General features: G+C 46.8%; 21 protein-coding genes. 2 read left to right on the forward strand and 19 right to left on the reverse strand.

Annotated features, from left to right (window positions below):
• Positions 1-326: 326 nt before the first annotated feature.
• On the forward strand, positions 327-1,241 hold the full coding sequence (locus GGU45_RS04460) for an ABC transporter ATP-binding protein (RefSeq protein WP_435222397.1): 915 nt from the start codon (positions 327-329) through the stop codon (positions 1,239-1,241).
• A 44-nt stretch (positions 1,242-1,285) separates the two neighbouring features.
• Positions 1,286-2,104, forward strand: a complete 819-nt coding sequence (locus GGU45_RS04465) for an ABC transporter permease (RefSeq protein ID WP_435222399.1) — start codon at positions 1,286-1,288, stop codon at positions 2,102-2,104.
• A gap of 17 nt (positions 2,105-2,121) precedes the next feature.
• Here GGU45_RS04465 and GGU45_RS04470 read toward each other — a convergent pair whose 3' ends face one another.
• The 19 genes from GGU45_RS04470 to GGU45_RS04560 all read right to left on the reverse strand — a co-directional run bounded on the left by GGU45_RS04470 (position 2,122) and on the right by GGU45_RS04560 (position 20,505).
• Positions 2,122-2,571 (reverse strand): hypothetical protein, encoded by a 450-nt coding sequence (locus GGU45_RS04470; RefSeq protein WP_435222401.1) that lies wholly within the window; start codon positions 2,569-2,571, stop codon positions 2,122-2,124.
• 119 nt (positions 2,572-2,690) lie between these two features.
• Positions 2,691-3,518, reverse strand: a complete 828-nt coding sequence (locus GGU45_RS04475) for an energy transducer TonB (protein ID WP_435222402.1) — start codon at positions 3,516-3,518, stop codon at positions 2,691-2,693.
• A gap of 55 nt (positions 3,519-3,573) precedes the next feature.
• A complete protein-coding gene (locus GGU45_RS04480) occupies positions 3,574-4,200 on the reverse strand; it encodes an ExbD/TolR family protein (protein WP_435222404.1) in 627 nt (208 codons plus the stop codon).
• Positions 4,201-4,238: 38 nt separating this feature from the next.
• Positions 4,239-4,892 carry an ExbD/TolR family protein gene (locus tag GGU45_RS04485; RefSeq protein ID WP_435222405.1) on the reverse strand — a complete coding sequence of 218 codons (654 nt, stop codon included), beginning with the start codon at positions 4,890-4,892 and terminating at the stop codon, positions 4,239-4,241.
• Between the two features lie 71 nt (positions 4,893-4,963).
• Positions 4,964-5,818 (reverse strand): MotA/TolQ/ExbB proton channel family protein, encoded by an 855-nt coding sequence (locus GGU45_RS04490; protein ID WP_435222407.1) that lies wholly within the window; start codon positions 5,816-5,818, stop codon positions 4,964-4,966.
• Between the two features lie 227 nt (positions 5,819-6,045).
• On the reverse strand, positions 6,046-7,326 hold the full coding sequence (locus GGU45_RS04495) for an ABC transporter permease (RefSeq protein ID WP_435222409.1): 1,281 nt from the start codon (positions 7,324-7,326) through the stop codon (positions 6,046-6,048).
• A 377-nt stretch (positions 7,327-7,703) separates the two neighbouring features.
• Positions 7,704-9,077, reverse strand: a complete 1,374-nt coding sequence (locus GGU45_RS04500) for an NADH-quinone oxidoreductase subunit N (protein ID WP_435222411.1) — start codon at positions 9,075-9,077, stop codon at positions 7,704-7,706.
• A 10-nt stretch (positions 9,078-9,087) separates the two neighbouring features.
• Complete coding sequence (locus GGU45_RS04505; RefSeq protein WP_435222413.1) at positions 9,088-10,572, reverse strand: complex I subunit 4 family protein; 1,485 nt, start codon at positions 10,570-10,572, stop codon at positions 9,088-9,090.
• Positions 10,573-10,621: 49 nt separating this feature from the next.
• Entirely contained in the window at positions 10,622-12,529 is a 1,908-nt protein-coding gene (gene nuoL / locus GGU45_RS04510; RefSeq protein ID WP_435222415.1) for an NADH-quinone oxidoreductase subunit L, read from the reverse strand.
• 22 nt (positions 12,530-12,551) lie between these two features.
• A complete protein-coding gene (gene nuoK / locus GGU45_RS04515; protein ID WP_090391414.1) occupies positions 12,552-12,878 on the reverse strand; it encodes an NADH-quinone oxidoreductase subunit NuoK in 327 nt (108 codons plus the stop codon).
• An 81-nt stretch (positions 12,879-12,959) separates the two neighbouring features.
• Positions 12,960-13,460, reverse strand: coding sequence for an NADH-quinone oxidoreductase subunit J family protein (locus GGU45_RS04520; protein WP_435222416.1), 501 nt, complete (start codon positions 13,458-13,460; stop codon positions 12,960-12,962).
• 19 nt (positions 13,461-13,479) lie between these two features.
• The gene (gene nuoI / locus GGU45_RS04525; RefSeq protein ID WP_435222418.1) at positions 13,480-14,037 is read right to left on the reverse strand and encodes an NADH-quinone oxidoreductase subunit NuoI; all 558 of its coding nucleotides are present in this window, start codon (positions 14,035-14,037) and stop codon (positions 13,480-13,482) included.
• A 192-nt stretch (positions 14,038-14,229) separates the two neighbouring features.
• Positions 14,230-15,285, reverse strand: coding sequence for an NADH-quinone oxidoreductase subunit NuoH (gene nuoH / locus GGU45_RS04530; protein ID WP_435222419.1), 1,056 nt, complete (start codon positions 15,283-15,285; stop codon positions 14,230-14,232).
• 21 nt (positions 15,286-15,306) lie between these two features.
• Positions 15,307-16,452: an NADH-quinone oxidoreductase subunit G gene (locus GGU45_RS04535; protein WP_435222420.1), complete on the reverse strand. Its 1,146-nt coding sequence runs from the start codon at positions 16,450-16,452 to the stop codon at positions 15,307-15,309.
• 47 nt (positions 16,453-16,499) lie between these two features.
• Positions 16,500-16,829, reverse strand: a complete 330-nt coding sequence (locus GGU45_RS04540) for a GxxExxY protein (RefSeq protein WP_435223122.1) — start codon at positions 16,827-16,829, stop codon at positions 16,500-16,502.
• A gap of 96 nt (positions 16,830-16,925) precedes the next feature.
• Positions 16,926-18,290, reverse strand: a complete 1,365-nt coding sequence (nuoF, locus tag GGU45_RS04545) for an NADH-quinone oxidoreductase subunit NuoF (RefSeq protein ID WP_435222422.1) — start codon at positions 18,288-18,290, stop codon at positions 16,926-16,928.
• Positions 18,291-18,329: 39 nt separating this feature from the next.
• Positions 18,330-18,749, reverse strand: coding sequence for a VOC family protein (locus tag GGU45_RS04550; protein ID WP_435222423.1), 420 nt, complete (start codon positions 18,747-18,749; stop codon positions 18,330-18,332).
• An 11-nt stretch (positions 18,750-18,760) separates the two neighbouring features.
• Positions 18,761-19,273: an NADH-quinone oxidoreductase subunit NuoE family protein gene (locus GGU45_RS04555; RefSeq protein ID WP_435222424.1), complete on the reverse strand. Its 513-nt coding sequence runs from the start codon at positions 19,271-19,273 to the stop codon at positions 18,761-18,763.
• Positions 19,274-19,284: 11 nt separating this feature from the next.
• Positions 19,285-20,505 (reverse strand): NADH-quinone oxidoreductase subunit D, encoded by a 1,221-nt coding sequence (locus tag GGU45_RS04560; RefSeq protein WP_435222426.1) that lies wholly within the window; start codon positions 20,503-20,505, stop codon positions 19,285-19,287.
• Between the last annotated feature and the right edge of the window lie 4 nt (positions 20,506-20,509).

The following is a 20,509-nucleotide window of genomic DNA, read 5'->3' on the forward strand; positions in this document are numbered from 1 at the left end:
TAGCAGCAATTTTTTATCAACATTACACGAACGATAATTAGTTAGATAAACAACTATTTACTGTGAAGGTAAGGAGAAAAAAAGCAAAATTCAAAAAACAAAACACCGGCAGGATCGCTTCCCTGCAGGACCGGATCTGCTTTGTCTGCATATCTTTGATGGTAGTATTCCGCCCCTCTTTCGGGCAACAGGCGTTGCCGGCCGGTTACAGCGTCCCCCGCATGGCGGCACCGGGCGTTCACCTGTATCAGACGTGGTTTCGCCGATTTTATTTCTTGTGCAGAATCAATTAATGATACTTTTGAGTCCGACAAACCAAACCAGGTATGCATATATTATCAACCAACGGGCTTTCCAAGACCTACGGTACCATACAGGCGCTGAACCATGTAAACATTGAAGTGCCGGAGGGGGCTGTATATGGGATCCTGGGGCCAAACGGCAGCGGGAAAACCACGTTGCTGGGGATTGTAATGGATGTGCTCAAAGCCAGTTCAGGCAGTTATTTATGGAACGGCAAAGCCGGCGATGAAGCGCAGCGAAAACGGATCGGTACCCTGCTGGAAACCCCCAATTTTTATCCTTACCTAAGCGCAGAGCGGAACCTCGAAGTTACGGCAGCAATTAAGGGCCGTGGTATTGATGATATTCCAAGAGTACTGAGAAGGGTGAACCTGTTTGAACGCCGGCATTCCGCCTTCAGCACTTATTCTCTTGGGATGAAACAGCGCCTGGCCATTGCAGCAGCACTGCTGGGCGATCCTGAAATACTGGTGCTGGACGAACCTACCAATGGCCTGGACCCTGCAGGGATCGCAGAGATCCGTGAGCTGATCCGGCAACTGCATACATCGGGCAAAACGATTATAATGGCCAGTCATATACTGGATGAAGTGGAAAAAGTATGCACCCATGTAACCATTATCCAAAAAGGAACCATAAAAGCAAGTGGTACCGTAAACGACGTGCTGCATACCGACGGGCCAAAAGGATCTGTGACCATTGAAATAGCCTCCAGCAATCTGCAGGAGCTGCAAAATGTTATCGGCAAAAGAAAGGAGGTAAAAGAAAGCGAGCTGAAAGCGGGTCTGCTCCAACTCACCGGAGATTCCTCATTAGACCCACAGCTGATAAACCGGTATTGTTTTGAAAACGGGATCACGCTTACCCATCTGGCGCTCAAAAAGCAAAGCCTCGAATCCCGGTTCCTCGAGATCACCGGTTCCACCAGTGATCGCTGATCTGCTTTATAACCATCCGCATTATCCCAATAACTACTCCCTGTATGCTACAACTTTTTAAAACCGAGTGGCTGAAAATAAAGAACTACCGCACATTCTGGATCCTCTTTGGCTCCTTTTTTATCTTTCTTCCATCGATGTTCCTGATGACGGCAAACCAGTTTATGCGCCAGTTTGACCAAATTGGCGATAAAAGTATTGAAGCAGCCATGCTGAAACGGATGTTCAGCTCTCCCTTTGTATTTCCCAATACCTGGCACGGTGCAGCGTGGTTTGGCGGTATGTTTTTTATCATCATCGGCATGCTCTTTATCCTGCTGATCACAAACGAAGTGCAATACAGAACACACCGGCAAAACATCATTAATGGCTGGAGCCGGATGGATTATATCAAAGCTAAAATAACCCTGCTGCTCTTCTTTGTGATCACCACAACCATCATGGTCTTCCTGTGCGGGCTGGTTTGCGGGCTGCTGTTTACACCCGACCTTTCATCCATATCCTTTTTTGAGAACGTTTACTATGTGGGTTATTATGCTGTAATGGCGACCCTGTACCTGTTAGTAGCCCTCCTGGTGGCAGTACTTGTTAAACGTACGGGGCTGGCAATTGTTCTTTATTTTGGGTATGTATTCATTATTGATAACCTGCTGTGGCTGGCATTAACCTTTCGCAAAGGCCAGGCAGGTTACTTTCTTCCACTGGAGAGCAGCGATTCGCTGGTGCCCAACCCGTTTAAGCCGGGTATGGTAGAAACCCGCACCGTGTCCGATGGCAGCCTGCTGGTAACGGTTGTTATCTATGGAGCATTAATGACCTACGGCATTATCCGCTATTACCGGCATACAGATCTGAAAAACTGATTTGGAGACTCTTTTGCCTATTTCTTCCCGGAGTCTCCTAATGGCTTCTTTGGCAAATGCGTGTTCGATCCTTTCAGCGGCGTAGCAGCATGGCGCGCATCCTTATCAATATCAGCAACCTCACTCAATTCGGAGGGCTCCATAACAGGGGCGGCAATGATGGGTTCGCCCAGCGTTGAGAAGATTGTTTTTACCATGTGAAGATCCCTGTGCGCTGGTTTCAATGGCTTTCGCACCTTTTTAGAAGCGCTCTTTTTTGCTGCCGGTTTTGCGGTTTTTTTTGCGGGCACCTTTTTTACCGGCTTTTTCGGAGCAGCAGTTCCCGTGGCTGCCTTTTCATTTGTTTTTAATTTTTTCGCCGTTTTTTTCAACTCCCCATTTTTTTGTCGGGGTTTGCCGGTCGTTTTTGAGTGGGCCCTTTTAGTGTTCTCGCCGGAAGACCTTCCTTCTGCTGATGCGGATGCCATACTCATTTATTTTATAATGAATATTAAAGAGCCCCAACAATTATACCATTAAAAAAATCCCCATTCTTTCGAATGGGGATCTATAATCCAATTAAGTTTAGCCTCGTTGTAGCGATCGGTTATTCACTTACCTGGAAGGTGATGGGCTGTTTCCGGTATGCTTTTACCTCACGTCCGTTCTGGATAGCAGGTTTCCATTTACCAGATCTTTTAATTACACGCACTGCTTCTGCACCCATTCCAAATCCGGGATCCTTAATTACTTTTACATCGCTTACATTACCTTGTACGTCCACAACAAACTGTACCACCACCTGGTAATTACCGGTAGTTGCACCGTTTTCCACGGGTACTTCACCGCGCAGGTTGGTTTCCAGGTACCTTGGCCAGTTACCATTGTACTCGGCATCTTTTTCAACTTTGGTAAAAATTTCCGGTTCCTTTTCTACGGGTTTGGTTTCCACAATCCCTTTACCTCCATCAACGCCTGCAGGAGGTACAACAATACCCAGGTCTTTTACACCTTCCTGGTTAATGGTACCGATTTTTGTATCCTTTAACTCTTCCTGTACCGGAGGCGGTTCTTTTACTTCCTCATCTTTTACGATCTTAGGAGGAGTAAACGCTTTGGTTTCAATTTTGGGAGGTGGCTCCTGCTTGGGAGGAGGAGGAGGCGGCGGCGGCAGTGGCTCTTCCTTCTTCTCCTCCGGTTTAATTTCCTGGATGGTTACTTCCTCCATTTTTACTTTTTCCTTAACAGTGGACTTCATCTGGCTTTTTAAGACCACCAGACCAGCAATAACCACCGCGGCTACCACTGTTATACCCAGTGCTTTCCAGACACGTTTATTGTAGGTGCGGCGAAGCTCGTATGCCCCGTATTCTTTGTTCCGCCCATCAAACACGATATCCAGAAAATCGGAGGATAAAATTTTATTGGCTTCCATTATCTAATTACTTTTTTAATATGATGCATGATTATAAAAATTCCACAAAGAATTTTTATTTAGCAGGCGGTGTCGTTGCAGCACCACTGCCCAATGACAGCTTTGCAAATTCCAGGTCGGCATCAAAGGGTTTTACCAGTGCATACCTCGACACTTTGTTGATGGTCATTTCATCCAGCATATCCACTACATCTTTATATGTAGCATCATCTGTGGGCTTGATCACCACAAAAAAATCTTTTTGCTTACAATCATCGATCGATTTTCCTTTTTGCCGGGCCTCGTTTTCGCAGGCTGGATCCGTTACGTAACGGGAAATAACTTCCCGTTTTTTGCGGATGATCTCATTGCGGATCTCCTTAAAGGTTGCGCTCTTAAAGTTTGCACCGTCAGTAGCCAAATCCCCTTCATACCAAAACACGGTATGGTCCTTTGCCAGGATAACGCTCAGCGAGCCCGATTGCTTGATCTTTGTTTCCTCATCCTTCTTATCGGTATCCTTCGGCATATTCAGATCCATCGTTGTTGGATTGCTCATTGTAGCCGTAAAAATAAAGAAGGTAATCAGCAGGAAGCCGAGATCCACCATTGGCGTCATATCTACCCGGGTATTCAGCTTCTTGGCCTTCTTGACCCCCGGGCCTTTTTTCCCTTCTTCGCCGCCAGTATCTAAACTTGCCATAATTTTTTCTTTTTACTGGTTATAGTAAATAATTGAATTTAATTTCCTTTTAACCGATCCTGGTACAGATCCGTTCCCACAGGGGCATCCTGTGGCATGGTTACCAGGTTGTACTTCTGCTCATCATTACGCTTCATTGCATCGATAATCGCACCGAAGGTTGGGTACTTGGAGTCGTTATCTCCTTTTACCAGGTACTTCAGCGACTCACCGGAGAAAACATATTTTGCAGCGCCAATCCAGTTCACCAGTTCACTGGTTGCCGAATCCTTAACAGGGATACCATCCTGGGCTACTTTTGCCCGCTGGGCTGGAGGAAGCGCCAGGTATCCTTTTATTTTAGTAAAAGGCATCCCGATCATTTCTCCATCCTGGTAATTCTTCAGATCTGCATCCGAAAGTTCAACCCCTGCTCTTTTAGCGGCTTCCTTTATGATATCCTTGCCCTTTTGAATGTCAGACTTGGACATGATCGAAAAATAGACCTTGTTGTCCTTGTCAATGCTCATCATAACAGCATTGTTATCAGGCATTACCTGCGATGCAACAGAGTTCGGCGTTTTGATGGGAACCGGCTCAGTAGGCTTGAACTTTGTAGCCATGATAAAGAAGGACAGAATCAGGAATGCCACATCCACAAAGGGTGTCATATCCGTATCCGTTGACTTCTTTTGTATTTTTGCTTTTGCCATTATTGACTCTATTTTGATATAAGACGAAAAATCTGCTTTATTCCATAAAAATCTCCTGTTCCTGTATAAAATTATTTATACAGGGAAGCAAAGGATTGAGTCAGGGTAAAACCAGATTCATCGATACCATGTGTAATGCTGTCAATACGGGTTGTAAGCATGTTATAGATGATGAGCGCCAGGGCAGAAGTACCGATACCCAATGCGGTGTTATAAAGGGCCTCAGAGATACCGATCGCCAGTTCTGATGCGTTACCGCCGCCGCCTTCACCCAGGTTAGAGAAGGATTTGATCATACCCATTACCGTACCTAATAACGCGATCAGCGTACCGGTAGATACGATAGTTGATAAGAACACGAGGTTTTTTTGAAGCATCGGAAGTTCCAGAGCAGTTGCTTCTTCTACTTCTTTTTGAATAGCTGCAATCTTTTGCTCGGTTTCTAAACCGGTTTCGCTAACCATTTCTTTGTAGCGACGCAGACCTGCTTTCATTACATTACCTACAGAACCTTTCTGTTTGTCGCACTCAGCCAATGCTGCATCCACATTTTTATTAGCCAGGTGATACTGTACTTTGCGGATAAAATTGCTGTTGTTTCCTTTACCCAGCGCTTTAGCAATAGTAAGGAACCTTTCGATAGCAAAAACGATTACCATTAACAACATACCGATCAGTAACGGTACGATAATACCACCTTCATAAATACGGTGGAATGCACCTTTGGGGCCTTTATGGCCGGGCCAGAAGCCTCCCGCTTTGTCAGGCTGGTCAAACCCACTGTCTGCACCAATTACAAAACGCCAAATGCAATACCCGGCAACAATACACAAAATGGGCGCAACCCACGAAATCAAATTACTGCTTTTTTTAGGTTGAACAGAAGTAGTAGCCGTTACGGGCTTCGCTTGATTTGTCTCAGCCATGATCTTAGTTTTTTAGTTTTTTAAATATTGAACAAGTTTATTTGAGTGTACAATTCTAACAAAAAAAATCAAACAACAAGGTTTTTCATCATTATTTTTTTTTAATCGTTGGAAGATAATCTTTTTTCACAATTCATCAAAAAAAACAAAAAATTGTTGACATAATTTTATTTAAACCCATTATTATTTTCACAGCATTCAATGAAATTGGCTCAGGATTATTTTTTTTATTCATAGCGCAAAGCCTCTATCGGATTCAGCCGGCCCGCTTTTATCGCCGGGTAGATCCCTGCACCCAATCCAACAATTGTGCAAATGACAATTCCATACACCACCCAATCCCACGGAACCACAAACCCCGTATGCAATACCAATGAAAACAGGTTGCCGATAATAATCCCCAACAGGATCCCCAGTAAGGCGCCCAGCACGCTGATAATAATGGCTTCCAGCAGAAACTGGGTTTTTATCGCCCCCCTTTTCCCCCCTAATGCTTTTACCAGTCCTACCTCCTTTGTTCGCTCAGACACAGCAACCAGCATAATATTCATCAGCCCGATGGCGGCTCCCAGCAAGGTAATAATGCCAATCACAATGGCCGCCCACCGGATATAACGCAATACGTTCATCGCCGTTTGTACAGCACTGTCGCTTTTATCCATCGCAAAGTTGCTGGCTTCCGTAATACCGTTCTTTCGCACCGACCGGAAAAAGCTTTCCGCCTCTCCCATGGCGGCATCCAATTGTTTGAGCGCTGCTACTTTTACAGCAATCACGTAGGAAGTTCCGGGGTTGCCGAAATTGCGTGCCCAGTTCTGGTAGCCGGTTACTACCATATTATCCCGGCTAAAGCCAAAGGTTGACCCCTTGCCTTCCAGGATACCCAATACCCGGTAGGGCAGGTTATTGATGCGCACTGTGGTATTAATTCCCTTGTTCATGCCCTCTCCAAAAAAACTTTTGGCTACATCAAATCCCAGGATACAAAGGTTTTGTCCGCCATTAACCTCCCCCGCAGTAAAATTGCGGCCATACAGGAGCTTATAGGCATTCAGATCCAGGTAGTTTTCATCACCCGCGAGGAGTATTACATTCGGGCTGGTTTTTTTATCGCTAAATGAGAGGATATTACTTCTGCCGCCAAACACGGAGATGCCGGCAACCGCTCCGGGAAACCGGTAATGCCGGATAAAATATTCGGCCTGTTCCCGTGTAATGGGCTTGTTGAGATTGGATTGCTTTTCTTTTTTTCCTTTTTTTGAAACAGCAAGATCCCCTCCTCTTCCGCCGCCAAAGTTCATATTCCGCTCCTTGAACCGGATGGTAAAACCATTGGCGCCCATGGAAGAAAAACTTTCGGAAAACTTCTGGTTCATGGCCTTTATAGCGGTAATAATTCCCACCAACGCCATAATACCAAATGCGATAATGGTAACGGTAAGCCCCGTCCGCAGCTTATTGCTTTTAACGGTTCGGAACGACAGCAGCAATGTGTCTGTAAATTTCACCTGGCTAAGTTACAGGTTTAAGGGAAGTTTAAAGTTTAAGGTTAAAGCTGGATGCTGGATACTGGATACTGGATGCTCGATGCTCGATGCTGGATGCTCGATACCATTATTAACCATGAACTATTGACTATTCAATGTCGTTTCCTTTAGCACATAAACGTCTGATGTATTGCTCACTCCCGATCGCTATCGGGACACAGATTTTCACAAAACCGCTGCATCATTTAGCTGGAGATTTTTGGGTCCCCTTCTTAAGGAAACGGTATTAAAGGCTGAATGCTGGATACCATTATTAACCATGAACCATTGACATTTTCACAACCTGTCCCGCTCTGCGGGATTCCCACATTCCCACATTTCCAAATTATCAAATTGTTCTAAAAATACAGCCAGCCGAAAATCACATTGGGAAACAAGCCTGTAAAAATGATCAGCACGCAGATTCCAACCAGCACGTATTTTTCAAAACTGCTGATACCAGCGAAATGGTTGGGGCCTTCTTTAAAATACATGGCCTGAATAACACGGAAATAATAATAGGCGCTCACAGCAGCCATGAGCACACCCAGTATTACAAGCCACATATACCCGCCCCCCTGGATTACGGCCTTCAACATGTAAAATTTAGCCAGGAAGCCAGCGGAAAGCGGTATGCCCGCCAGTGACAGCATGAAGATAGTTACACATAATGCCACCAGCGGCTGATGATTGGCCAGGCCATTGAACCCATCAAAAGAATAATCCGACATTTTGCTGATAACCCCAAATATGCCGATGGTTGCCAGGGAATAGGCGATTGAATACAGTAATAACCCCTCATGGGCCGTTTCATTCATGGCAACCAGGGCAAACATCATAAAGCCGGCCTGGGATATACTGGAATAAGCCAGCATACGCTTTACACTTTGCTGAAATACCGCCGTAACGTTTCCAACCAGCAGGGTAAGCGCCGCTAATATGGCCATCCACAATTTCCATTGAACGGACACCGGCTCAAAGGCGCTGTAAAACAAATGAAGGAACCCGACAAAAATCCCCACCTTAACAATGGTGGCCATAAAAGAGGTAAATACGTTGGGTGCGCCGTCATATACATCCGGCGTCCAGAAATGAAAGGGAGCCACCGAAACTTTAAAACACATGGAGAACAATAACATCAGCATGCCGCCGGTAAGCAGGTTCGACTTCTGCAGTGCGGCCACATTCATTTTCCCGATCTCAAAAGTACCGGTGGCGCCGTAAATCAGCGCTATGCCCATTAGCATAATACCGGTTGAAAAAGCACCCATCAAAAAATATTTCAGCGCCGCCTCATTGCTTTTCAGATCTTTTTTTGCAGAACCGGTAAGGATATACAACGGGATGGAAATGATCTCAATCCCGATAAAAAGAATCAGCAAATTGGTAAACGCCGTTACCAGGAAGATGCCGGTGAGAATAAAGAAGATCAGTGCGAAATACTCTGCATAGTGATTTCCGACCCGCTGCATGTCTTTTGAGGAAATAAGGAAAAAGACCAGCGTACAAGCGATAGCAATGGAATTAAAAAACAATGCATAGTTGCTAAAAGAAAGAAAGGCGGCGGTATCTATATGAAAAAAATGGATGCCCTTTGTTTCGAGGACATTGGCAACCAGCAGCACCGCTGTACCCAAAATAGCCAATATCCGCACCGGGGCCTTTGTCCGGAACAAAAAGCTGGCGAACATCATCACCACACCTAACAAACCTGATAATAATACTGCGTTCATATTGTTTCTCTTAATGCTTCTGCTTCATCAACATCGGAAGCACATCTGAATTTTTTAAAATGGATTGACTGATCTTATCGAATGCATCCAGGAACGGCTGGGGGTAAATACCGACAATTAAGATAGCCCCTACAATAATGGCCAGGATCGCTTTCTCATGAAAAACAATATCGGTTCCCTTTTCAGTAAGTGCATTGGTTGCCCCAAAAAACACTTTACGTCCCATACGCAGGGTGTATACGGCCCCGAGGATAATTCCGAGTCCGGCGGTTGCCATAATCAGCACCCCGTTCTGCGAAACTTTTGAGCTTACAATACCTTTAAACATCAGGAACTCTCCTATAAAAGCATTGGTGAGCGGCAAGGCAATATTGGCAAAGGCAATGATCACGAAAAAGAAGGTGAGCGCCGGCGCCTTCTGTGCAATTCCTCCCAGTGCGGATATTTTTACCGTTCCAAACTTGCGTTCGATGATCTCTACCACGATCCACATACCCAGGATATTGATCCCGTGAGAGAACATCTGTATCATGGTGCCTTCCATGGCACTTTTATCTTCAGCAAAAACAGCGGCGCACATCAGCCCGATGTGGGCTATAGAGGAATAGGCCACCAGCCGTTTCATATCATCCTGCCGCATAGCAATCAGGGAGGCATAAACAATGCCCGTAACGGCCAGCAGGGAAATGGTATCGCCATTCATATAAGAAGCAATCGGGAACACCGGCAGCAACCAGCGCAACAATCCCAACACCCCCATTTTCACCATCAGCGCGCTCAATACCATTGTTGCGGCGGTGGGCGATTGCTGATAGGTATCCGGTTGCCAGCTATGAAAAGGAAACACCGGCATTTTGACTGCAAATGCCACAAAAAACAGCCAGAACAGCCAGGCTTGCTCTTTAGGAGAAAGGCCTGCCTGGTAAAACGCCGAAATGTCGAAGGAATGATCCGGGGTGCGGGTATACACATAAAGAATACCTACCAGCATCAGCAAAGAGCCTATAAAGGTATAGACGAAAAATTTGAACGTAACCGCAATCCGCTTTTCCCCGCCCCATTGAGAGCAGATAAAATAAACGGGAATAAGCGCCAGCTCCCAGAAAAAATAAAAAAGCAGTGCATCCATTGCCAGAAACACTCCCATAAGACCGGCCTGGGTCAGCAGCATCAATCCAAAAAAATTGTGCACCTTCCGGTAAGCGGTAGTCCAGGTGGAAAGGAAAATAACGGGGTAGGCCAGGGCTGTCAGCAGGCATAGCATGATGCCCATCCCATCGCCTTTTAAGGAGAAACTGCTATTCAGCAATCCCATCCAGCCAGCCCGGAATGTCCAGCAATCAGGGGCGGTACAAACCGCTACACCGAGGATGGCAATGATAAATGTGATGATGGCTGCCAGTAACGACCAGGTTCTTACCTGTTCCTCCTTTTTTATTAAAAAGGTAGCCAACCCACTCACTAAAGGCACCAGTATCAACAACAATGCGATCATATTTCAAATTTCAAGTTCCAAGTTTCAGATTTCACGTTCGGGTTGCAGGTTATTTTCTCAAAAAGAACTGCACAATAAAGATCAGCACCATCCCTAACACCATCATTAAAATATAGGAGCCGGTTTGTCCACTCTGCAACCAGCGCAGCTGGCGGCTGCCATAGCTTACCAGCCGTCCTACACCATTCACTGCCCCGTCCACAATTTTCCGGTCCACCACATTACCTAAGAAGGAGCCGAGGGCATTGAGCGGCCTTACAATTATTGCATCGTACAGCTCATCAACATACCATTTGTTCTCCAGTACTTTTCCCAGGCCGGTTGCCGGCTGCAGGTCCGGTTTTTTGGCAAACCGGCTCCAGGCAACGACAACCACAACGATCACCAGTATGGAAGAAAGGCCGGCCAGCGTCCATTCGGTATTATGAGATACCTCATGTGCCGGCAGCACTGCATAGGAATCTTTGAAGATAGGCTGCAGGAAATCCGATAAGGTATGTGCCCCGTGTGCCATAAATTCCGGCACCCCTACAAATCCCCCCACAACCGAAAGAATAGCCAGAACGATGAGCGGTACGGTTATTGCCGCAGGGCTTTCGTGCAGATGATGTTCCTGCTCCTGTGTGCCCCGGAAGCTGCCTTTAAAAGTGGTAGCATACAAGCGGAACATGTAAAAAGCGGTTAATAAGGCTCCCAGCAGCCCCAGTGCATACAACACCGGGGATTTGGCAAAGGCCCCGGCCAGGATCTCGTCTTTTGAGAAAAAACCGGAGAAGCCCGGGATACCGGCAATAGCCAGACAGCCCAGCAGGAAGGTGATATTGGTCACTTTCATGTATCTGGATAATCCGCCCATCTTACGCATATCCTGTTCCCCTCCCATAGCATGGATTACACTGCCGCTACCCAGGAAGAGCAGGGCCTTAAAGAAGGCGTGGGTCATCACATGGAACACGGCTGCTACATAAGCACCGCTTCCCAGGGCCAGGAACATGTAGCCCAGCTGGCTTACGGTAGAATAGGCCAGTACTTTTTTAATATCGTTCTGTTTCAATGCAATGGTAGCTGCCAACAGGGCGGTGGCAATACCAATAATGGCAATCACATTCAATGTTGCCGGCGCCATGGAGAACAGCAGGTTGGCTCTTGCGATCATGTAAATACCGGCAGTAACCATGGTAGCCGCATGGATCAGCGCCGATACCGGTGTAGGACCTGCCATCGCATCCGGAAGCCAGGTGTACAGGGGAATCTGCGCGCTTTTGCCGGTGGCGCCTACAAACAACAACAGGGTAATGGCTGTAATTTCCCCGCCTGATAATTTTGCCAGCGAAGCACTGGTAAAGATTTCGCTAAAAGTAGTGGTACCCAGTCTATTGATCAGCATGAACAGTGCGATCAGGAATGCAAGGTCCCCGATGCGGTTCATAATGAAAGCTTTGTTGGCCGCCTTACTGTACTCTTTTTTCTTAAACCAGAAGCCGATCAGCAGGTAGGAGCACAGACCAACGCCTTCCCAGCCAATGAACATGATCACAAAATTGGCGCCCATCACCAGCAGCAGCATCGAAAAAACGAAGAGATTCAGATAGGCAAAATACCTTCCGAAATGTTCCGCCTTTTCATCATGCATATAAGAAGTGGAATACACGTGGATCAGAAAACCTACGCCGGTAATGACCAGCAGCCATATAGCTGATAACTGATCGATCTGGAAGGCAAAGGGTATTTTCAGGTTTCCTACATTAATAAACGGGAAATACTCCGCCGTGTGCACATTCCCCGCCCGAACCTGGAAAAATGCCCACAGACTTAGTATAAAAGAGGCCAGGATCACACCGCTTCCAATAACTCCGATAGCTCCTTTTGATAAGCTTTTTCTTCCCAGCCCGTTTATGATACAACCCAGCAATGGCAGCAGCGGGATCCAATAAACGATATCTAACACATTATTCATAATAAAAAGAATGCCGGCGCAATTAATGTTTCAGCCTGTTTAAAAAATTAATATTTATGGAGTGTACGTTCCGGTACATCATCACAATAATGGCCAGTCCTACGCTCACTTCTGCGGCGGCAACCACCATAATAAAGAATACAAACAACTGCCCGTCTGTTCCCGCCGTAGCGGCCGCCCCTTTGGCAATATGGTGCATTTTTGAAAAAGCAACCAGCAGCAGGTTCACAGAATTCAGCATCAATTCAACGCACATAAAAACAATAATGGCGTTTCTGCGTGTTAATACCCCTACCACGCCAATGGCAAATAAGCAAAGCGCAAGGGTGATGTAGTAATTTATTGGCATGTAAAAAGTTTCAAGTTTAAGGTTCAATGTTTCAAGTCCCGGGTACCTGTAAGATGCACCCGCTCCGGCCGAAAGAAAAAGCTATTCTTTTTTACCGATCACCACGGAGCCGATCATGGCGCTTAAGAACAGCACGCTGCTGATCTCAAACGGGATCACAAATGTGGTGAACAACTCGCGCCCCAGGCTTTTTACCAGGCCGATATCGCCGGTTCCCATTTCCACCAGGTTCTTCTTTATTTCCGTATTTTTTAAAGCAGCAATCAATACCAGAAACAGGCAGCTTCCGGCAATGGCCCCCACAATCTGCAGCCATTTGTTCTTAAGGGTTTCTGTGGCCTTGCTCAGGTTCATTAACATGATCACAAAAAGGAACAACACCATAATGGCTCCCGCGTAAACAATAATGTTTACAATGGCCAGAAACTGCGCATTCATCAAAATATAATGTCCCGAAATAGCAAAAAAGGTTACGATCAACCCAAGCACACTGTACACGGGGTTTTTGCTGGTAACAATCGTCAGTGCGCTTCCTATTGCGATCACTGTTAATATCCAGAAGAGTAGTTGCGTAATATTCATTTCGTTTCTTAATTAACCCTTAAACACCTTCTTTTTCCCTGCTGATGGTTCCCAATGCTTTTTTGTAACCCTCCGGATCGGTCACCGGGTTGGGGATCAGCAGATCCTCTTTTTTATAAATAAAGCCTTTGCGCTGGTAGTTGGCCGGCGTAAAGGTTTGTGAAAGATAAATGGCGTCCTTGGGACAGGCTTCTTCGCAATAACCGCAAAAAATACAACGCAGCATGTTGATCTCGTACTTTGCAGCATATTTTTCCTCGCGGTACAACTGCTCTTCTCCCTCCTGGCGTTCGGCGGCTTCCATCGTTATTGCCTCAGCAGGGCAGGCCACAGCACAAAGCCCGCAGGCGGTGCACCGTTCACGCCCCTCCTCATCCCGGTTGAGGATGTGCAATCCACGAAACACTTTGCTAAACGGCCGCGTTTCCTCCGGGTATTTGATGGTTACCTTCTTTTTAAAAAAATGCTTTAATGTGATCAGCATTCCTTTAAAAATATTCACCATATATAACCGCTCCACCCAGTTCATCGGTCTGCGATCAACGGGCTTACTCCTGTTTGTTATTTGCACACTCATGTTTCTTCTACAGCGTTTTACTTTTTTATTTTTTTTGTGCCGGCCTTCGCCTATATCCCGGCATTGTTGCGTCGCACTCCTGTACGCCTGCACTCCTGTCATCCACCCCTGATAATGATCAGGGACTACATCTGCTTCTTACATACGCCATCAACTTCTCACTAACCACTATCCACTTCTCACTATTTTTCATCATTTCTTCAACCACAATATCACCAGGGCCGTTATCACCATATTGAGCAATGCCAGCGGAATCAGCCGTTTCCATCCAAGATGCATCAGCTGGTCGAAGCGGAAACGCGGAACGGTCCAGCGGATCCACATAAATACAAATACAAAGAACAGGGCCTTTGCCATCAGGGTAAGAAAAGTAAGCAGGGCTACCCAGTTTTCTCCTATATGCTGTGCCAGGCTGGCCTCGTTTACAAACGGAATATCATAGCCTCCAAAGTAGAGGGTAGCCATGATGACGCCGCTTATAAACATATTGATATATTCCGCAAACAGGTAAAATCCCAGTTTCATACTGGAATATTCCTGGTGGTATCCAAAATTGAGCTCGTTTTCTGCCTCCGGAAGGTCAAAAGGTGTGCGGTTGGTTTCTGCCAGCGCACAGATAAAAAAGATGATGAAACCGATGGGCTGGTAAGCGATGTTCCAGATGCCATTATACTGCTCACCCACAATAACGCTCATCTGTAAGGAGCCTGTAAGCATCAGTACCGCGATCAGCGACAGCCCCATCGCCAGCTCATAGGAAACCATCTGGGAAGCCCCGCGGACAGCCGCCAGCAGTGAAAATTTATTATTAGAAGCCCACCCACCCAGCATGATCCCATACACGCCGAGGCTCACCACGCCAAATACATAGAGGATACCAATATTTACATCCGCCACCTGCAGGGGAACCACCCGGTCGCCGATATTCATGGAAGCCCCCCAGGGAATAACGGCGCTGGTCAGCAACGCAGTTACCATTGCCAGCAGGGGACCCAGGATAAACAGGAACCTGGATGATGCCAGGGGAATGATCTCTTCTTTAAAAAAGAGTTTACCCCCATCAGCCAGCGGCTGCAGCAGCCCAAAAGGTCCCGCCCTGTTGGGGCCGATCCGGTCCTGGATAAAAGCCGCTACCTTCCGCTCCCCATAAGTAGCATACATGGCTACTACCATTGATAAGGTGACAATGGCTGCGATCAGCACCAGTTTCTCAATAATAAAAATCCAATCTATAGCCAGTAAATACATGTTATAAAATAATATAGCTTGTTAATCTTTCTTTTCTTCTGTTAATTTTTTCCGGTTAAACACCTCACCTGTTGCAGGGCCGGGGATCTTGCTCAGATCAACCCCCGGATCATTTACCTCACTGATGCTGTGGATATCCATGAGCAGTTTGGGTGCTCTTCCCCCCATTACCGCACTGATCGTTTCTTTTGGACGGTCCAGTACTTCATAGTGATTGGCGCCGATCACGGAATGCCGGGCCACTTTCATCGGTCCCTCTATTACCCAGTCATTGATATCTTTCTTCTCAAAGCGGCATTCATTGCAGATCCAGCCGGTCTTGCCATCTTCCGCGGGCAGTATCTCTCCCCATTGATCTTTACGCGCTGTAACACGCAACACTTCATTGCCCCGCTCCCATAAGGTCACTTTACCGCAGCAATTCGGACAATCACGGTGCGCATCTACCGGTTTGGTAAACCATACCCGGTTCTTAAAACGGAAGGTTTTATCAGTCAGCGCCCCCACCGGACAAACATCGATCACGTTACCTATAAATTCGTTGTCCAGCGATTTTTCAATATAAGTGGCTATCTCCGCATGATCGCCCCGGTCCAGTATCCCATGCTGCCGTTTATTAGTGAGCTGATCGGCAGTAAATACGCAACGATAGCACAGGATGCAGCGTGTCATGTGCAGCTGGATGTACTTTCCCAGGTTATGTTTTTTAAAGGTGCGTCTTTTAAACTCATACCGGGTTCCGGCCTTACCGTGTTCATAACTCAGATCCTGTAAATGGCATTCCCCGGCCTGATCGCAAACCGGGCAATCCAGCGGGTGGTTGATCAGTAAAAATTCCACCACACTATTCCGCGCATTAATGACGCGCTCGCTGGTAATGCTTTTTACCTCCATCCCGTCCATAACGGTAGTGCGGCAACTGGCCACCAGCTTTGGCATCGGGCGCGGATCCTTTTCTGATCCCTTGCTTACTTCTACCAGGCAGGTACGGCATTTACCACCGCTTCCTTTCAGGGGTGTATAAAAGCACATGGCCGGGGGTGTTACATCCCCTCCTATTAATCTTGCAGCCTGCAAAATGGTGGTGCCGGGCGGCACATCCAGGGTAACATTATCGATGGTTACCTTAAAATTTGCAGGTGGTTCTTGTTTTATTTCGTCTGCCATATTTATTTCTCGCAAAGACGCCAGGACTTCGCCAAGACGTCAAAATTTTATAAATTATTCACAATACGATGCATCCCATTTTTGATCAACGGTACATTAAAGTTGATCAACAGCCCTAATCTCAAATCTGTTAACTTTAAATATGTTAACACCTGCTTATAATGTACATCTGCCAATGCCTCGATCGATTTAAATTCCAGAATTACCTTACCTCCTATTATCACATCAGGAATAAAACCAATTCCCATATCTATCCCCTCATGTATCAATCGCACACCCTCCTGCCTTTTAAACGCAATTCCCGTTTTTTGCCACTCGTAACAAAAGATCTCCTCGTAAACGCTTTCAAATAATCCCGGCCCATATAGGCTGTGAATTTTGAAACATCAATCAACCGCAATTCTCGCTAATTCATTTTCCGTCATACCTTTTACTCTTTGCGTTGACTTTGCGACGTTGCGTGAAACAATGGTCTACACCGCAACTGGCTCCGGCACAGGCAGCGGGTCTGCATAATGTGCCAACCCAAAGTTCCGTGTCTGCGCTTCTGCGGCGTTGGTAATGTGCCACTCAAACTCATGGCGGAAGTGCCGGATGGCGGCTGCCACCGGCCATGCGGCTGCATCGCCCAACGGACAGATCGTATTTCCTTCGATCTTGCTCTGAATATCCCACAACAGGTCTATATCACTGAGCTTGCCCTGTCCCTGGTCCAGGCGCAACAATAATTTTTCCATCCATCCCGTACCTTCACGGCAGGGCGAGCACTGTCCGCAACTTTCATGACGATAAAAGCGGGCCAGCGTATACGTATGTTTTACCACGCACTGGTCTTCATCCAACACAATAAAACCACCGCTCCCCATCATGGTACCTGTTGCAAATCCACCATCAGAAAGGCTTTCATAATTCATGATCCGCGATTCCCCTTTTGCTGTTTTCAACAACAGGTTGGCGGGCAAAATAGGCACTGATGAGCCGCCCGGGATACAGGCTTTTAACCGTTTGCCATTTTTAATACCGCCGCACCACTCCTCACTATAAATAAATTCCTCCACGGAAATGGTCATGTCAATTTCATATACCCCCGGCTTATTGATATTGCCACAGGCAGAGATCAGTTTGGTGCCGGTTGAGCGGCCCACGCCAATTTTTGCATACTCCTCTCCCCCTATATTGATGATCGGTACTACGGCCGCCAGGGTTTCCACGTTATTTACCACAGTTGGACGGTCCCAGGCGCCTTTAACCGCCGGGAACGGAGGCTTAATGCGTGGGTTGCCCCGTTTTCCTTCCAGCGATTCGATGAGGGCCGTTTCCTCGCCACAGATATAGGCCCCGGCGCCCCGCTGTACATAGATTTCGCAGTCGAACCCCGAGTTCTGAATATTTTTACCGAGAAAGCCATTGGCTTTTGCCTCTGCAATGGCCTGCTCCAGAATGTCCGGGATCCAGGCATATTCTCCCCGGATATAGATATATGTAACATTGGAGCCCAGTGCATAGCTGGATACGATTAATCCTTCAATAAGCAGATGCGGCAAAAACTCCATCAGGTAACGGTCCTTAAAAGTACCGGGCTCGCTTTCATCCGCATTACATACCAGGTGACGGGGAACGCCTTCCGGTTTGGCGATGAAACTCCATTTCATACCTGTAGGGAACCCCGCTCCGCCACGGCCCCTGAGACCGCTTTTCTTTACTTCCTCTACCACTTCATCCGGCGTCATTTTCAGGGCCTTCTCCACGCTGCGGTAGCCTCCGTTCTTACGATAAACATCATAATAGCGGATGCCTTCAATATGTGCGTTCTCTAAAAGTAATTTTTTACTGCTCATTGTTTTTTTATCCTTTTCCAAAAACCGGCTGCAGGGCAACTAATTTTTGGGCGTATCGTAGTTGAACATCCAGTGAATACCAAACTTATCCTTGATCATTCCAAACTTAGCTCCCCAAAAGGTATCCTGCAAGGGCATAGTAATTGTACCGCCTTCAGCAATAGCCTCAAATGCTTTTGCAATGGCTTCCTCACTGGTAAAATTCAGCGCCAGGCTAACGGCATCTCCGGAGGAAACACTCACATCGGGCGGGCAATCGCTGACCATAAACTTCAGGTCGCCGGCAGCAAATAACGCATGCATAATCTTATCCTTATGGGATTCAGCCACGGGATAATCACCCTGTGTATCGCCAAAAGTTTGTTTATGTACAATTTGTCCGCCAAAGGCCGCCGCATAAAAATCCAGCGCTTCTGCTGCATCGCCGTTAAAATTCAGATAAGGAGTGACTGCCTGCATCGCTGTTTCTTTTAATTATTAACGGACGCATTATTCCTGCATTCAGCAATAATGACGTCTACTTTTTCTTTTGTAAGATGCTCTTTGTAAAACTTACCCATCTGCATCATTGGCGCATACCCGCAGGCGCCAAGGCACTCGGCCGCTTTCAGCGTAAAGAGTCCATCTGCTGTGGTTTCACCGGGTTTGATATTGAGCCGCTCACCGATATACGCAATGATATCATCGCTTCCCTGGATCATGCAGGGGCCGGTCTGGCACACTTCAAATACATATTTCCCCACCGGCTTCAGGTTGTACATCGTATAAAACGTTGCCACTTCATATACTTCAATGGGCTCTATCTGTAAAAGTGCAGCCACGTAGTCCATGGTTTCCGTACTCAGCCAGCCAAACACCTCCTGTGCCAGGTGCAATACCGGCAGCAGGGCGCTTTTTTGCTTACCCTCCGGGTACCGGGCAATGATCTGGTTCACTTTTTCTAATTGTTCCTGTGAAAACTGTATCATTATCTTTTGCTCCATTATTAAATCCATTAGGCATCCATTTCGCCTGCAATCAGGTTCATGGATGACATTACAACAATTGCGTCGCTCAGCATGGCTCCCTTTACCATTTCGGCGTAGGCCTGGTAGTAAATGAAACAGGGCCTCCGGAAATGCACCCTGTAAGGCGTACGCCCTCCATCGCTGATGAAATAAAAACCTAATTCTCCGTTTGCACCTTCAACTGATTGGTATACTTCTCCTGCCGGCATATTAATTTCACCCATGATGATCTTAAAATGCCAGATCAGGGCCTCCATCTTCGTATAAACATCTTTTTTGGGCGGCAGGTAATACTCCGGTACATCCGCATGATATATGGTGGCCTCTTCTCCTTTCAGATCATTTAACTTTTGCAGGGCCTGCTCAATAATGCTCAGGCTTTGCCACATTTCGCCGTTGCGCACCAGGAAGCGGTCATAAGAGTCGCCCGTGGAACCCACGGGTACTTCAAAATCAAACTCCTCGTAACGGCTATAGGGGGCTACTACACGCACATCATAGTCTACACCGGCGGCCCGAAGGTTGGGCCCTGTAAACCCATAGTTCAATGCCCGGTCAGCACTGATAGGTCCGGCTCCTATTGCCCGATCCATAAAGATCCGGTTACGGGTAAACAGGTTCTCGAATTCTTTTAATACGGCGGGATATTCCTTTAAAAAGCGTTCGATCTTTTCAAAGGCAGTATTGGTAAAATCTCTTTCAAAGCCACCGATGCGGCCTATATTGGTAGTAAGCCGGGAACCACAGATCTCTTCATAGATCTCGTAAACCAACTCACGGTATTGCATTACGTATAAGAAACCGGTATAGGCGCCGCTATCTACCCCCATAATGGAATTACAGATAAGGTGGTCTGTGATCCGCGCCAGCTCCATGATAATCACCCGCAGGTAATCGACCCGCCGGGGCACCTGAACCTTTAATAATTTTTCGCAGGTAAGGTGCCAGCCCATATTATTAATAGGAGCCGAGCAATAGTTCAGGCGATCGGTAAGCGGCGTAATCTGATACAGGGGGCGGCGCTCCGCGATCTTCTCAAAAGCCCGGTGAATATACCCTACCGTGGAATCAGCGGCGACAATTTTTTCACCATCCAGTTCAATAATGTTCTGGAAAACCCCATGGGTAGCCGGATGCGTAGGGCCCAGGTTCAGCGTAGTTGTTTGTTTCTCTATACTACCACTTGGCAGTAATACATTGTCGCTCATAATC

Source organism: Niabella hirudinis (assembly GCF_051201075.1).
GTDB lineage: Bacteria > Bacteroidota > Bacteroidia > Chitinophagales > Chitinophagaceae > Niabella > Niabella hirudinis.